At 47.9% G+C, this 13,890-nt stretch carries 18 protein-coding genes; all 18 read right to left on the reverse strand.

Annotation, left to right across the window (positions count from 1 at the left end):
• Nucleotides 1-232 precede the first annotated feature (232 nt).
• The 18 genes from MKX40_RS20100 to spoIIIAA all read right to left on the reverse strand — a co-directional run bounded on the left by MKX40_RS20100 (nt 233) and on the right by spoIIIAA (nt 13,749).
• Nucleotides 233-1,156, reverse strand: a complete 924-nt coding sequence (locus tag MKX40_RS20100; RefSeq protein ID WP_339235464.1) for a polyprenyl synthetase family protein — start codon at nt 1,154-1,156, stop codon at nt 233-235.
• Nucleotides 1,131-1,388 carry an exodeoxyribonuclease VII small subunit gene (gene xseB / locus MKX40_RS20105; protein WP_017687599.1) on the reverse strand — a complete coding sequence of 86 codons (258 nt, stop codon included), beginning with the start codon at nt 1,386-1,388 and terminating at the stop codon, nt 1,131-1,133. The genes MKX40_RS20100 and xseB overlap by 26 nt, the downstream gene beginning before the upstream one ends.
• Nucleotides 1,378-2,742, reverse strand: coding sequence for an exodeoxyribonuclease VII large subunit (xseA, locus tag MKX40_RS20110; protein ID WP_339235466.1), 1,365 nt, complete (start codon nt 2,740-2,742; stop codon nt 1,378-1,380). The genes xseB and xseA overlap by 11 nt, the downstream gene beginning before the upstream one ends.
• A 10-nt stretch (nt 2,743-2,752) precedes the next feature.
• Complete coding sequence (folD, locus tag MKX40_RS20115) at nt 2,753-3,610, reverse strand: bifunctional methylenetetrahydrofolate dehydrogenase/methenyltetrahydrofolate cyclohydrolase FolD (RefSeq protein ID WP_339235469.1); 858 nt, start codon at nt 3,608-3,610, stop codon at nt 2,753-2,755.
• 117 nt (nt 3,611-3,727) lie between these two features.
• Complete coding sequence (nusB, locus tag MKX40_RS20120) at nt 3,728-4,180, reverse strand: transcription antitermination factor NusB (RefSeq protein WP_017687596.1); 453 nt, start codon at nt 4,178-4,180, stop codon at nt 3,728-3,730.
• Nucleotides 4,181-4,401: 221 nt separating this feature from the next.
• Complete coding sequence (locus MKX40_RS20125; RefSeq protein ID WP_017687595.1) at nt 4,402-4,635, reverse strand: DUF2273 domain-containing protein; 234 nt, start codon at nt 4,633-4,635, stop codon at nt 4,402-4,404.
• A gap of 14 nt (nt 4,636-4,649) precedes the next feature.
• Complete coding sequence (gene amaP / locus MKX40_RS20130) at nt 4,650-5,189, reverse strand: alkaline shock response membrane anchor protein AmaP (RefSeq protein ID WP_339235472.1); 540 nt, start codon at nt 5,187-5,189, stop codon at nt 4,650-4,652.
• A 146-nt stretch (nt 5,190-5,335) separates the two neighbouring features.
• Nucleotides 5,336-5,746, reverse strand: coding sequence for an Asp23/Gls24 family envelope stress response protein (locus MKX40_RS20135; RefSeq protein WP_017687593.1), 411 nt, complete (start codon nt 5,744-5,746; stop codon nt 5,336-5,338).
• 218 nt (nt 5,747-5,964) lie between these two features.
• A complete protein-coding gene (gene accC / locus MKX40_RS20140) occupies nt 5,965-7,308 on the reverse strand; it encodes an acetyl-CoA carboxylase biotin carboxylase subunit (protein ID WP_339235475.1) in 1,344 nt (447 codons plus the stop codon).
• Between the two features lie 55 nt (nt 7,309-7,363).
• A complete protein-coding gene (accB, locus tag MKX40_RS20145) occupies nt 7,364-7,828 on the reverse strand; it encodes an acetyl-CoA carboxylase biotin carboxyl carrier protein (RefSeq protein WP_036614903.1) in 465 nt (154 codons plus the stop codon).
• Between the two features lie 139 nt (nt 7,829-7,967).
• Nucleotides 7,968-8,786, reverse strand: coding sequence for a SpoIIIAH-like family protein (locus MKX40_RS20150; protein WP_339235478.1), 819 nt, complete (start codon nt 8,784-8,786; stop codon nt 7,968-7,970).
• A 66-nt stretch (nt 8,787-8,852) separates the two neighbouring features.
• Nucleotides 8,853-9,491: a stage III sporulation protein AG gene (spoIIIAG, locus tag MKX40_RS20155; RefSeq protein WP_017687589.1), complete on the reverse strand. Its 639-nt coding sequence runs from the start codon at nt 9,489-9,491 to the stop codon at nt 8,853-8,855.
• 15 nt (nt 9,492-9,506) lie between these two features.
• The gene (gene spoIIIAF / locus MKX40_RS20160; protein ID WP_339235481.1) at nt 9,507-10,337 is read right to left on the reverse strand and encodes a stage III sporulation protein AF; all 831 of its coding nucleotides are present in this window, start codon (nt 10,335-10,337) and stop codon (nt 9,507-9,509) included.
• Between the two features lie 31 nt (nt 10,338-10,368).
• Complete coding sequence (gene spoIIIAE, locus MKX40_RS20165) at nt 10,369-11,559, reverse strand: stage III sporulation protein AE (protein ID WP_339235484.1); 1,191 nt, start codon at nt 11,557-11,559, stop codon at nt 10,369-10,371.
• Nucleotides 11,560-11,578: 19 nt separating this feature from the next.
• Nucleotides 11,579-11,968 carry a stage III sporulation protein AD gene (gene spoIIIAD / locus MKX40_RS20170; RefSeq protein ID WP_017687586.1) on the reverse strand — a complete coding sequence of 130 codons (390 nt, stop codon included), beginning with the start codon at nt 11,966-11,968 and terminating at the stop codon, nt 11,579-11,581.
• A gap of 32 nt (nt 11,969-12,000) precedes the next feature.
• On the reverse strand, nt 12,001-12,204 hold the full coding sequence (gene spoIIIAC, locus MKX40_RS20175) for a stage III sporulation protein AC (RefSeq protein WP_017687585.1): 204 nt from the start codon (nt 12,202-12,204) through the stop codon (nt 12,001-12,003).
• Nucleotides 12,205-12,233: 29 nt separating this feature from the next.
• Nucleotides 12,234-12,752 carry a stage III sporulation protein SpoIIIAB gene (gene spoIIIAB, locus MKX40_RS20180; RefSeq protein WP_339235486.1) on the reverse strand — a complete coding sequence of 173 codons (519 nt, stop codon included), beginning with the start codon at nt 12,750-12,752 and terminating at the stop codon, nt 12,234-12,236.
• Complete coding sequence (spoIIIAA, locus tag MKX40_RS20185; protein WP_339235487.1) at nt 12,745-13,749, reverse strand: stage III sporulation protein AA; 1,005 nt, start codon at nt 13,747-13,749, stop codon at nt 12,745-12,747. Before spoIIIAA ends, spoIIIAB begins: the two co-directional genes overlap by 8 nt.
• Nucleotides 13,750-13,890: the final 141 nt, after the last annotated feature.

Raw genomic sequence — 13,890 nt, forward strand, 5'->3', positions numbered from 1 at the left:
TATACATTATGAATCAAATAACATTAAATCATTATAACATAAAAGAATAAGAATCATAATTTCCTGCACTATACTCCCGATAACGAGCATTCTCGCCAGCAAGTTATTTAGAATTCTTCTCCATATGTATTCCCGCATCCACTCGGGACAGACTTATCCCATCCACTCGGAAAAAGGACATTACATTTATTACACGGTTATACAGGGTTTGAAACAGCGCATTTGTCAGAATCTAATGGTCTCGACTCATCAAATAATCTGCAATCTCCAGCAATCTCGATGCATCAGGTAACTCGGCTCTTTCAAGTGCATCTTTAGCAGATTGGGTAAGGGATTTTACTTCGTCTACAGAAGCCTCCATACCAATAAAATAAGGGTACGTTACCTTCTGCTGATTCACATCGCTTTGTGTTTTCTTGCCCATCTTCTGCTCGTCGCCCGTCAGGTCGAGAATATCATCCTGAATCTGGAACGCCAGGCCAAGATCACGGCCAAATACACGCAAGGCTTCCAATTGTCCTTCCGTTGCTCCACCAATTCGTGCTCCGGCAATGAGGGCAAAAACAATCAGGTCACCCGTTTTGTGCAGATGAATATATTGAAGCTGTGCAAGATCCGTCATGCCTTGTTCGCCTTCCATATCCGCAACCTGGCCGCCTACCATACCTCTTGCTCCAGCGAGTTCGGACATGTCCTCCACGATAGACAGCAATGCATCTGCTGCCACACCACTACGGCGTCCAGCTTGAACAATGCTATAAAAAGCATGAGTTAGCAGTGCATCGCCTGCCAATATGGCGGTTGCTTCACCATAAACCTTATGATTCGTTAATTTTCCCCTGCGGTAATCATCATTATCCATAGCGGGCAGGTCGTCGTGGATCAGTGAATAGGTATGAACCATCTCCACGGCGCAGGCTACCGGCATTGCAGCTGTACGCTGTGCACCGAAGGCTTCCGCCGCAGCAACGACCAGAAGAGGACGAAGGCGTTTGCCTCCGGCCATAAGTGAATACTGCATCGCATCAGTCAGCGATTGGGGTACATCCCAGTGATCAGGAAGCGTCTGTTTCAACGCTTCTGTCACCTCAGCTGTGACCTCTTCGAGGTATGCTTGAAACGAAGGACGATTACTCATGGACTTCACCGCTCTCATCGTCAGCAGTTCCGAAAGGCTTCTTGCGAAGCTCTCCATCTTCTTCTACGATCATCTCGATCTTACGTTCCACTTGTTCCAGCTTCAGACCGCAAAGTTGCGAAAGTTTCATCCCGCGCTGAAATAGATCGATGGCCTGCTCCAACGGAACATCACCATGTTCAAGCTGCCCTACGATGTCTTCCAACGCCGCCATTGCTTCTTCAAAATTCAATTCCGGTTCATTCGCCATGGGTATTGTCGTCCTCCTTCATTCCCCAAACCTGACAGTCCAGCTGTCCGTCTGTTAATTTAATCTTAATTGAATCTCCAGGCTGTACATCCTTCGTCGACTTGATCAACTGCTGTTCCTGCTCGTCATAGACAAGACTGTATCCTCGAGACATGACTTTAAGCGGGCTAAGCGCATCCAGATGCCGCACAGATGATTTCCACTGTTGCTGCTTCGATCTGGTTATGGATCTGATCGCAAGTTCCAGTTGTCTGCGTGCTGCCGCATTCTCGCGGCGTGCTGCATTGACCTGATCACGAGGATTGAATCGTTGCAGTGCCGCCCGAAGACGCTCCTGCTTCTCTCCAGTCCATTTCATACGCGTATCCACTGTTCTCAACAGCCGTTGATGCATCATATCCAGTCGTTCCGTGTGCTGCATCAAGGTACGTCTTGGATGAACAAGCACCGGCGAACGCTGTAATCTTGCGAGCCGTTCACGATTGTGGATAGCACGCTGACGCAAGCTGTGTTGTAACTGGCGCTGACGTTGTGCAATCTGATCCAGCAACTCAGCTCGATTAGGTACAGCCAGCTCCGCAGCAGCTGTTGGCGTCGCCGCACGCAGATCAGCCGCAAAATCCGCAATCGTAAAGTCCGTTTCGTGTCCAACTGCAGAAATAACAGGTATATCCGAAGCGACGATCGCTCTTGCCACTATCTCCTCGTTAAAAGCCCACAATTCCTCTAGTGAGCCGCCTCCACGTCCAACGATGAGTATGTCGGCTTCTCCCATCCGGTTCAAGTTGCCAATCGCCTTAACAATGGAAGGCGCAGCACCTTTGCCTTGAACCAGCACAGGATATAAAACCACTTTAGCAGATGGATACCTGCGCTGAAGTGTAATCATGATGTCCCGTACCGCTGCTCCCGTCGGTGAAGTAACAACACCAATGGTCTGCGGATAACGCGGGATCTCTCTTTTGCGCGAAGGTGAAAATAAGCCTTCATCCTCCAGCTTTTTCTTCAGCTGTTCGTAAGCCAGATACAGACTGCCGATCCCGTCCGGCTGCATGTGAGTAGCGTAGAATTGATACTGCCCATCCCGTTCATACACCGAGACATTACCACGGGCAATAACCCTTGCACCCTCCTTCGGTACAAAGGGTAATCGCTGGTTATGGGAGGCAAACATAATCGACTTAATCCGGCTGTCCTTGTCCTTCAATGTAAAATACATATGGCCGCTGGAGTGATGTGTGAAATTGGATATCTCTCCGCGTAACCAAACGTCCGACAGGACCTGATCCGATTCCAGTTTCATCCGAATGTATCGGTTCAGGTCTTTGATGGAGTAGATCTTTTGATCTGCCACAGACAGAGCCCTAGGCCAATCCGTGAGCGCGTTTGGCAGCGATCAGTGTATTTTGCATCAGCATTGTGATTGTCATTGGACCAACACCACCAGGAACCGGTGTAATTGGACCAGATACTGCCTTCACGCTCTCAAAGTCTACATCTCCTGCCAGTTTGCCGTTCTCCAAACGGTTCATGCCGACATCGATGACCACAGCACCCGGTTTAACAAAATCAGCATCCACAAAGTTTGCACGACCGATAGCTACCACCAAAATATCAGCCTGACGCGTGATTTCTTTCATGTTTGCTGTGCGGGAGTGACACATGGTTACCGTTGCATTCTCGCGTTGGAGCAACAGCGATACCGGTTTGCCAACGATATTGCTTCTTCCGATAACCACTGCATGTTTACCAGACATTTCGAGTCCAGTACGCTTGATCAGTTCAATGACACCTGCTGGGGTACATGGAAGCAGACTATCGTCTCCAATCACGAGATTACCAACATTAACTGGATGGAATCCATCTACGTCTTTATCCACAGCAATCGCATCAATGACCGCTTTCTCTTCGATATGTTTCGGCAGTGGGAGTTGAACCAAAATTCCGTTAATGGATTGTTGATTGTTCAGCTTGTCCACCAGCGCGAGCAGATCTTCTTGGGATGTGTCTGCATCCAAACGATGCACTTCGGAGTAGAATCCGAGGTCATGACATGCTTTTTCTTTATTACGCACATATACTTGGGATGCCGGATCTTCCCCGACGAGCACAACAGCCAGACCAGGTACTACCCCCTGTTCGCTAAGCTGTTTTACTTCTGCTGTCATGCTTGCGCGGATCTCTTGGGATACTTCTTTACCGTTAATAATAGATGCTGTCATTGTACTCTCTCTCCCTTATGTGAATATAAAATTAGAGGTTGTTCAAAAAAACCGCTTTTGATTACGAGGAGCACTGAAAACCGGTCCTTTTGAACACGCACTATGGTTAATCATAACTTAAGACAATTTTGCTTTAATGGCATCAACTTCCTGAATCATGCGTCCAAGTACGCCATTGACAAACTTGCCGGATTCTTCTGTACCAAAATATTTGGACAGTTCAATCGCTTCATTGACAGAAACCTTTGCCGGAATGTCATCACGGAACACCATTTCATACGTAGACAGTCGTAAAATCTGGCGATCTACACGCGAAAGACGGCTAATCTGCCAACCTTTCAAATAATCCACGAGCAATCCGTCGATGGCTTCCTTATTGTTCCAAGCTCCTTGTACAATCTCAGTAACATAAGTACGCATTACATCTGCATCGCGAATAACCACTTCGGTTTCATTATCTTCAGCAGCTTCATTGATCAACATGTTTACAGCTTCTGCTGCACCCACCTCATTCATTTCCATCTGATACAGACTTTGTACTGCAATTTCCCTTGCCAAACGTCTTTTCATGTCCTGCCTCCTGCAGCGCTCCTTCTGGAGCGTCATCATGCTTATTTTATAATCCATGCAACCATCTCATCAAGTCCTCAAGGGATTAGTCGATGGCTTCCACGGTATTGTTATTGTTATCTCTTTTCACAAAAAAACCTGCAATACGTCTCCTCCAAAAAACGGGCAACCTAAACTACAGCTCTATTTTCGGAAGAAACATATTGCAGGGTTCAGGTAGGTCATTTAAACGGACGCCAGCGATCGCCCAGCCATTGTCCCCACTCCCTCCAGGGAATGGACGAACCCAGCTTCGAATCGCTTCGTCTGCCTAACGTATAACCGATGAACACCAAAAGTGCAAAGAACAACATATCCCAAAAACCGATCCATACATAAAGAAATCCAAAAAAGATGCCGCCGATAATTCCGGTAATTCGGCCTCTATGACTATCCCAAATCTCTTTCCACAGCATCAGTGAAACTCACCTCATTCCACTCGACTCTTGTAGTTAGGCGACTGGGTTACATTGGCGATATACACCGTTACAAAAGAAACCGGGATGCCCGTGATCTCTTGTACATGATCATGTATCGCCTTTTGCAGATCAGAAGTCAGCGCAGGAATAGGTGTCTCACCATCCACTACCGCACGAATCATAATCTCCAGTCCTGACTCAACCACGCGTATGCGTGCCTTGACATCACGTACTCCCCGGAACCGGGAAGTTGCCTTCAAACAGAGATTCTCAATCGTCTCCATCGAAATCTGTACATCACCAAACTCCGTACGTTGATCTACAGACGGCAACGATGCACGCTCACGCCGAACCGAGATGTAGAAAAATCGCAAACTCAGGACAAACAAAATGGCTGCTGCAATAACCGATGCAACAATAACGTTTTGTTCCTGCTGATAATTCAATTCGTAAGGCAGCACACCGCTGATCAGAAGAATGACGGCTGCCGATATTGCTCCAACGCTTATGCTGTATATAAACAACAGAAGCCGATCCAGTATTTTAGCCACGAACTGCACAGCCTCCCTTGCTCACTAACATGACTTAACCTGTTCACTAGCAAAAATGAGATCGTCATCTAGCTTTCACTATAATGAAGACCTGTCCAAGACGGGGATAACCCCCGGCAGAATATGCCGGGGGAATCTGTCTTCTTTTATTTTACGCGCTGACTGTTCAGGTCGATCTCTTCCACTTTCTCGGTGCTCTTGAACTGAACGTCATGAATGTGCACATTCACTTCATTCACATTCAATCCTGTCATGTTCTCAATGGAACGTTTCACGTTCTGTTGAATCTCCGTAGCTACCTGTGGCAGACGGTATCCGTACTCGATAATTACGGAAACATCAACTGCAGCTTCACGTTGGCCCACTTCAACTTTAACACCTTTGGAAAGATTTTTGCGGCCAAGCAATTCAGCAAATCCGCCAGCGAATCCGCCACTCATGCCTGCAACACCCTTTACTTCAAGGGTTGCCAATCCAGCAATCACTTCAATAACTTCAGGTGCGATTTGGATTTCACCGATATCCGTTCGTTCAAATTCAGTCGGTAGTGTACTCATAACTGTTCAACACACCTTTCGCGAGATAAGTTTGCGGCCATCCGTCAGGGCGCTGGACTCAGGTTAGATAACCTTCAGAACCCTTCCGGTCCGGCTTTACCGGAACTCCTGCAAACATCCGCGAGGTGCGGGCTTATCCTTTGCAGGAGACATGCGCTCTTATTATTACATACTATATCATTTGGGCTACATTATGACAAACAAGCCCAATATACCTATTAAATCTCGTTTTCCTCAAGAAATTTGATATCAAAGTCACCACGAATGAACGTTGGGTGCTCCAGCAATTTCTGATGGAAAGGAATGGTTGTAGATATGCCCTCAATCGCAAATTCCCCAAGTGCACGCTTCATCTTGGCAATCGCCTCTTCACGATTCGCTCCCCACACAATCAATTTTGCGATCATGGAGTCGTAGAAAGGTGAAATGGTATAACCAGGATACGCAGCACTATCTACACGAACGCCAGGTCCTCCTGGTGCAAGGTAGAATCCGATTTTGCCTGGTGATGGCATAAAGTTACGGTCCGGATCTTCTGCATTGATACGACATTCGATGGACCAGCCATTGATAACCACGTCTTCCTGACGGAATGAAAGTGGGTTGCCTTCCGCTACAGAGATCATCTCACGGATCAGATCCACGCCAGTAACCATCTCAGTTACCGGGTGCTCTACCTGAATACGCGTATTCATCTCCATGAAATAGAACTCGCCATTCGGGCTGAGCAGAAACTCCAATGTACCTGCTCCAGAGTAATCCACAGCAAGGGCAGCCCGTACCGCAGCTTCGCCCATAAGTGTACGCACATCTTCGGAGAGAATCGGACATGGAGCTTCTTCTACCAATTTCTGGCGGCGACGCTGAACCGAGCAATCACGCTCTCCCAAATGTGCTGCATTTCCGTGTTTATCAGCAATAATCTGAATTTCCACGTGTTTCATGCCTGTCAGGAATTTCTCCAGATACACACCTGCATTACCAAATGCCTTTTGTGCTTCCTGCTGAGCAGCCGTAATCTGCTTAATCAGCGTCTCTTCATCTTCGGCAATACGAATCCCCTTACCTCCGCCACCGGCAGTAGCTTTGATAATGATAGGATATCCGATATCTCTAGCAATCATGATGGCTTCTTCCATACTTTCGACGAGACCGTCTGATCCAGGAATAACAGGTACTCCTGCATCTTTCATCGTCTGTTTGGCAACAGCCTTGTCCCCCATTTTGGTAATGGCTTCGGGTGAAGGGCCGATGAATGTAATGTTGCAGGAACCACAGATTTCTGCAAAGTCAGCATTCTCCGCCAAAAAACCATAACCAGGGTGGATTGCATCACATTCCGTCAGGGTAGCTACACTCATCAGGTTGGTGAAGTTCAGATAACTGTCCTTGGACAGTGTCGGTCCGATACAGTAAGCCTCATCTGCAAGACGAACATGCAGAGAATCCTTGTCCGCTTCCGAATAGACGGCTACCGTTGAGATGCCGATTTCGCGGCAGGCACGAATAATACGTACCGCAATCTCTCCACGGTTCGCAATCAATATTTTTTGAAATTTCATTTCGTTTTGTCCTCCTTCGAAGCTCATGCGGTTAGCTGTTAACCAGCTATAACGGTTATTCCGGTTTCACCAGGAAAAGGGGCTGCCCATACTCGACCAGCTGTCCGTTCTCAACCAGCACTTCAACGATTTCTCCCTTGATGTCCGCATCAAGCTCGTTCATCAGCTTCATGGCTTCGATGATACATACCGTTGTTTTCTCAACAACTTTATCACCTGCGCTCACAAAAGGACCCGCTTCCGGCGAGGAAGCTCTGTAAAAAGTACCTACCATCGGAGATACAATTTTATGTAAATGACTTGTAGTATCGACCTGCGGTGCAGCTTCACTTACCACTGCTGCCGGCTGTACTTGCGGAGCAGCAATCATTTGCGGTTGCACAGCAGCTGCTTGAACATACTCCGTTTTGCCCGGTTTGCGGATCGATAACCGTGATCCTTCATTTTCAATTTCCAACTCTTGAACGGAACTTTCATCTACCAGTTTGATCAGTTCTTTAATCTCACTCAATTTAAACATTTCCATTATTCACTCCTTCGGCATCATGCCAGTCTCACTAGGACGGTCATATGGCTTTATGTATTATATCATAATCATTAAAAATGGAAAGAGCCCGAGAGTGGAACAAGCTCCCGGGACTGCTTTTCCATGATTTGGATTACTGCTCTGTGACGTATTGCACACTGATTTTGTTCTGTGAAACGGCTAATTCTTTCATCACCAGATCCACAATGGATACCGCCTGTTTTACATCCAGTTTGTCACTGAGGACCACCACTTTATACTTGTCGGATTCTTCTTGAACAATCGCATTGGCGAACTGTTGGGAGAGGGTCTCCTCAATGCCTGTGATTTTGGCTTCTTTTTCTTCCAAGGTACGGAGCTGCTCCGTTGCTTTTGCATTCTCTTCTGGTGTTTTACTCAAGTCGCCTGCCACAGTCATCAGTTCCTCATACTTGCGATTGTTGCTCTCTTCACGCTGCCATTGATAGTTCTGGAACTGGCTGCTCGCAGATGCTGCCGTATTCTGCTCTTCCATTTCCTTGAGGACTTCCTCATCAGTCTTGGTTGCAGTGCCCCCAGCCTGACCGTCTGTCTCCGGTGTGGTTGCTGCCCCTTTGTCGGTCTCTTTGCCTGTTTCACCCTTATTCTCTCCCGGTTCGGCAGCAGGTGTTTTCTCTGTATTTCCAGCTTCTTTACCTTCCGTAGCCGCCGGTTCTTCCACAGCGCCAGCCGCACTTGGATCACTTTCAACTTCGCCGCTACTTACTACTTCATTCACAACCAATCCTTCTGTAGGATCAAGAATGCCTGCCGTCTCCTTCGCTTCCCCTTGCTTGATTCCATCGACTTGCTGACTGTCAGCCACCGGCGCGTTGATTGGACCGGAATCTTCAGTGAACAGATAATACGCGGACAAAATGACCATCAGACTCAGCATGGAAACGAGCCATACCGTTTGACGTTTGTTATTCATTAGAACTTCCTCCTCAAATTAGCTTCAATCTTATGAGAATTGAATCTTGTGATTCAACAAACCAAATTAGTCTTGTTTGCGTGGTACAACCGAGATCCGGTAGGCTGCCACATTCAGTCCTTTTTCTACAGCATCGGTTATCAGGTCCTTCACAACCTTGTTCTCTGCACCCCTCGCAACCACAAGCACACCACGGATCTGCGGTTTGAGCTTTTTGGTCACTATGGGTGTCTGATCCCCTGATATTTCGTACGTAATAATCTCACCATCACGGGTGTATTGCGTCATATGTCGTTTGCCCCCGCTGGCATCCGTTTCTTCGGTAAGTTGCTGAGAATCCTTAACGTTCCGCTGAACGACCAGTTCTTCTGTGGAGTCCACGGTAACCATCACATCAACTGTCCCCACACCAACGATGTTTTCCAACACACCTTTGATTTTGTCTTCAAATGCAATTTCGATCGCCTGAAAAGGATTCTGTTCCGACGGATCACTCTGTATGGATGCCATGGATGTTGCCGGGTCCGGTGGTTCCCGACCGATATTTTCGGAATCAATTTTTTTGACATTGACAAAGGAATTGAACAGCATGATTCCCACGCCGATCAAACCAAGGATAATCAGCCAACGGAAGGTTTGACTCCGCCTTGCCCCACCCTCTCCGCCACCCATCCAGGTTTCCATCTTTTTGAACCATTGTTTCATCGGATACCCTCCTTCTCAGAGCACTTCAGCACTTTTCGGTTCTGTCACTTGAACTTTATTTGCATCAACATCCCACTTTTCAGTCAACAAGGTAATAATCTGCACTGCATGTTCAGACCTTGTGGATGTCTCACCTTGTTGCTTAGTTTCATCTGCTTGATCACGTATAACAGGCTCGGAAGACGCTTCATTTCCATCACGCTGTCCTTTATTTACATCAATCTGTACATCAGGTACTTCAATCTGACTGATCTGGATGGGCTGCTGCATTTGAGATGACTTATCCTTGTCGGTTGCTGTGTCTGTACCGAATATGGGTTGTGTATTTACAGCGACTTCTTGCTGTGTAGCTTTCACTTCACTTCCTGCGTCCTCTCCTGCCATCTCAACCAACACACGCTGGATCACAGGCAGTTCGACGGATGAGGCAGCTTCCATCTCGGTTTCATATTTACTCATTGCTAGCTGTACCTCTACGGATCGAACCCTCGCTCCTGTGGTTTCTTCAATCTGGCCTTTCATGACATTAGCCAGTTCTTTTGCTGTCCATTGCAGGGATTGTTCCTGTTCACCCGCTTGCAGTCGTTTTCCCTGAGCCAAAATCTGTTCAAGTGTTGCATTCCCATCCGATGGAGCATCCATTGCCGACATTGCCCGTTTCAGTTCGCCAACCGGATCACTTTTGAGCAGCTTGGTTATGGGTGATAAAAGGGTCAGCAGGATGAGAAGGCTCAGCACAAGCTTGACGTAACGTTCCATGGATCGATTCGGCAATAGCATATCCACGAAAGTCGCCAGCAGAACGATCATAATCAATTCCTGGAGCCAGTTGCTCAGCCACCCCATCCTTTCCATCCCCTTTCTTGCCAACATACATTCAGCGCATCATGACAGTCAGATTGCCCGCGGTCAGCAGGATGGTAATTGCCAGGAAAAACATCAGTCCGACGGCTGCGAGCGCCGCAAATACATAAATCATGCTCTTACCAATGGCCTGCAGGCATCCTACAATCGGGGTGTCTCCTAGCGGTTGCATGATGGCTCCCGTTACGTTGTATATCAAGGCAAGAGCCAGGATCTTGAGTGCCGGAAAGGCACATAGAAACAAAATGATGATCACCCCGGTGAGTCCAATTGCATTTTTCACCAGTAGAGAAGCTGTAATGACCGTATCCGTCGCATCCGCAAATGTTCTGCCCACAACAGGGACAAAGTTACCTGCGATGTACTTGGCGGCCTTCAGGCTGACTCCATCCGCTACGGAACCCGATGCCCCCTGAACCGAGATTACGCCCAAAAACATGGTCAACAGGATACCCAGCAATGCCACACTAATATTGCGCAGGAGGTCTGCCAGCTGTGTCAGCTTGTACTTGTCAGACAATGAACTGACGAGATGCAGAACAGCTGAGAAGAAGAGTAACGGGAATACCAGCAAGTGAATCAATGTACTCACCAGATGAATCATGAAAATGATGAGTGGATGGGTCACGGAGACGGTGATGACATTCCCCATGGACGCGAGCAGTGTGAATAACAAGGGAACCATGGCCATCATGAAGTTGATCATGCCGGTAATGGCATCCTTGGCGTATCCAATCGCCACACTGAAGCTGTTGATTGCAATGATGATGATGACCATATAACAGATGGAATAGGCGATTTTGCTAATATTATTTTTCTCAAATGCGGTCTGAAGGGTCTCCAGAATCATGCTGAGTACGCTTAACATCACAATCGTGACCAGAAGCTTGCCATTATATAAAATTTCATGCAGCATGAAGGTGCCTATGGCTACAAACACCGATTTCAGGCTGAACCCTTCATTGCCGGGGATTAACATATCCATGAAGGAAGGGGTCTTCCCATCCGGGAAGAAACCACCGTATTGTTGCATCAGTTGGTCCCAGTATTTCTCCACCTGATCCTTGGGAAGCTGATCCGCCTGTTGCTCCATCCACTCACCGGAAGGTGCACTTGCAGTCACCTGTCCCAGGACTCCGAACAGAAAACAGAGCATCAGCACAACCGTAAGGCGCCACTGCGGCTTATGATGCATTAATTTCATATAAGTCCGCACACCCCTTCTACACCGGCATCAGCTTCATGACGGTTTCGATAATAATGCTGATGATCGGTATAGCAAGTACAAGGATCAATACCTTACCGGCCAGTTCAATCTTGGACGCAATGCTCTCCTGACCTGCATCCCTGACAATCTGCGCTCCAAATTCAGCAATGTACGCTATGCCAATAATTTTCAGCACCGTTTTCAGATAGATACTTTCCATGCCTGAGTTCTCGGCAAGCCGCTTCAACACTTCGATGACTGCACCGATTTTGCCAATCAACAACATGAAGATGACAATGCCGGTCGCGGCTGCAATCAGAAAGGCAAACATCGGTTTCTGTTCCTTAATGACCAGAATGAGTACTGTTGCGATGAGCGCCAAACCTACAACTTGTATAATTTCCACAGGTCACCACCATCCGGCTTTATGACCGTTTTTCATTGAAAAAGAAATATCGATTTGATCTCTTGCAGCAGGCTGTCCAACATACGGACCACCATGAACAATACAACGACAAATCCGATTACGGTCACCCAGTGAGCCATATCTTCCTTTCCCATTTGTTTCAGTACCGTGTGAATCATGGCAATGATGATTCCGATACCCGCAATTTGAAAGATTGCGTTCACTTCTAGATTCATGACCTTGGCACCTCACTATCCCGGCTATTTCAGAAGATCAGAATGACGATTAACGCTCCGACAAGCATCCCGAGGCTTCGGCTCATTCGTTCATATTTCATTTGATCCGCCTGAGCACGGGATTCCTCATGCATTAGTTGTTGAATGGCTAACGATATATGTTTGGTCTGATCCTGACGGTCACTTGTGCCAAGGCTGAAGCTTAATTGCATCATGACCTCACGCTCGTCAGCCTTCATGGCTGATCTTCCCCATGCCACATCCACGCCTGACTGCAGACTTTCGCGGGCGGTGAGTCCATGGGGAGGTTCCATCTGTGTGGCTGCATGAAGGAACAGCGTCTTAACAGGTTCTTTGGTCTGGGCTCCCATCTTGCCCATGGCATCGGGAAGTGGAGTGAGCCCATAGTTAATCTCCGTCATTAGTCGCTGGAGGGCCGCAATGAGTTCGCGCAACTGTCTCGGTCTTAATGCATACTGTCTGGCCTTGTAAAAACCGGCGAGGGTGCTGGCTAATAGAATGATTACCGCACCAAGCATGTTAACCAAATCCTTCACCTCCTGCCCCGCTCTGCTGCAACCCACGCATTTTGCCATCAGCCAGCCGAAAGGTCATGCCCCGGCTCGTCCGTTGCAGCTGGACATAACGTTGAAACATCTGTTCTGTAATTAAGGTTCTGAGGGCGGGTCTGGCCGACAGCTCCGACAGGTCACGGCCATGAGCAGTCGCGATCACAGAGACTCCTGCATGCAGGGCTTCCATCACCGCCTCAGCATCCTCCGGGCGACCGATCTCGTCCACAATCAGGACATCGGGCGACATGGATCGAAGCATCATCATCATGCCCTCAGCCTTCGGACAACCGTCCATCACATCAGTTCGGGGACCTACGTCGAAGCCAGGTACTCCTTTGTAGCTACCAGCGATTTCGGACCTTTCATCCACAATGCCTACTTTCAGACGTGGACGAATGCCTTGAACCAGTTCATTGCCCCCTGTAAGCTTTGTACCACTGCTAATTTGTCTCGCCAGATCTCGCAGCAACGTCGTTTTTCCTTGTTGTGGTGGTGACAGGATTAACGTGTGCAGGACCTGTCCGCTCTTCATGTCGAGAAGGTAAGGAAGGATACGATCAGCCACTCCATGTACCTCACGGGCTATCCGAACGTTAAACCCGTTGATGTCGCGCAAGTATTCAACACGCCCATCACTTAGTACCGTCCGGCCAGCAAGTCCGATTCGATGTCCGCCAGGTATGGTGATGAACCCTTTGCGCAGCTCCTCTTCCAATGTATAAAGTGAATGATTACTGATCAGATCCAGCAACCTGTGGGTCACTTCTTTCTGAGGGACATACGCTTCATCAGGATTCCCGGTCGGACAACCTTGAGGTGTCAGGAAGTGGTATGTGTTGTCTGCATTAATCTCCAGGGGTCTGCCTTCACGAATACGTACTTCCTCCACTTGTTCCAATAGAGCGGGTGGCATCCTTCCGAGAATGGTTCGAATCGGTTCCGGAAAAAGTTCCTTCCAGTTCACCTTCATGAGTAGGCTCCTCCAACCTTGAGATCATTTGGTTCACGCTTCTGGCGCTTGTTCATATCTCAAGTTTATGCCTGTACATTTAATTTATGACGCTGAAATCTATCAATTCTTCAGAATACGGTTGAGAGTTGAAAGCATAGA

The sequence above is a fragment of the Paenibacillus sp. FSL R5-0517 genome, from assembly GCF_037974355.1.
Classification (GTDB): Bacteria; Bacillota; Bacilli; order Paenibacillales; family Paenibacillaceae; genus Paenibacillus.

Excerpts from the sequence above, each read along its gene's own strand:
- MKX40_RS20100 (WP_339235464.1), bottom strand. The coding sequence starts at position 1,156 with ATGAGAGCGGTGAAGTCCATGAGTAATCGTCCTTCGTTTCAAGCATAC.
- xseB (WP_017687599.1), bottom strand. The coding sequence starts at position 1,388 with ATGGCGAATGAACCGGAATTGAATTTTGAAGAAGCAATGGCGGCGTTG.
- folD (WP_339235469.1), bottom strand. The coding sequence starts at position 3,610 with ATGACAGCATCTATTATTAACGGTAAAGAAGTATCCCAAGAGATCCGC.
- nusB (WP_017687596.1), bottom strand. The coding sequence starts at position 4,180 with ATGAAAAGACGTTTGGCAAGGGAAATTGCAGTACAAAGTCTGTATCAG.
- MKX40_RS20125 (WP_017687595.1), bottom strand. The coding sequence starts at position 4,635 with ATGCTGTGGAAAGAGATTTGGGATAGTCATAGAGGCCGAATTACCGGA.
- MKX40_RS20135 (WP_017687593.1), bottom strand. The coding sequence starts at position 5,746 with ATGAGTACACTACCGACTGAATTTGAACGAACGGATATCGGTGAAATC.
- accC (WP_339235475.1), bottom strand. The coding sequence starts at position 7,308 with ATGAAATTTCAAAAAATATTGATTGCGAACCGTGGAGAGATTGCGGTA.
- accB (WP_036614903.1), bottom strand. The coding sequence starts at position 7,828 with ATGTTTAAATTGAGTGAGATTAAAGAACTGATCAAACTGGTAGATGAA.
- MKX40_RS20150 (WP_339235478.1), bottom strand. The coding sequence starts at position 8,786 with ATGAATAACAAACGTCAAACGGTATGGCTCGTTTCCATGCTGAGTCTG.
- spoIIIAG (WP_017687589.1), bottom strand. The coding sequence starts at position 9,491 with ATGAAACAATGGTTCAAAAAGATGGAAACCTGGATGGGTGGCGGAGAG.
- spoIIIAF (WP_339235481.1), bottom strand. The coding sequence starts at position 10,337 with ATGGGGTGGCTGAGCAACTGGCTCCAGGAATTGATTATGATCGTTCTG.
- spoIIIAE (WP_339235484.1), bottom strand. The coding sequence starts at position 11,559 with ATGAAATTAATGCATCATAAGCCGCAGTGGCGCCTTACGGTTGTGCTG.
- spoIIIAC (WP_017687585.1), bottom strand. The coding sequence starts at position 12,204 with ATGAATCTAGAAGTGAACGCAATCTTTCAAATTGCGGGTATCGGAATC.
- spoIIIAA (WP_339235487.1), bottom strand. The coding sequence starts at position 13,749 with ATGAAGGTGAACTGGAAGGAACTTTTTCCGGAACCGATTCGAACCATT.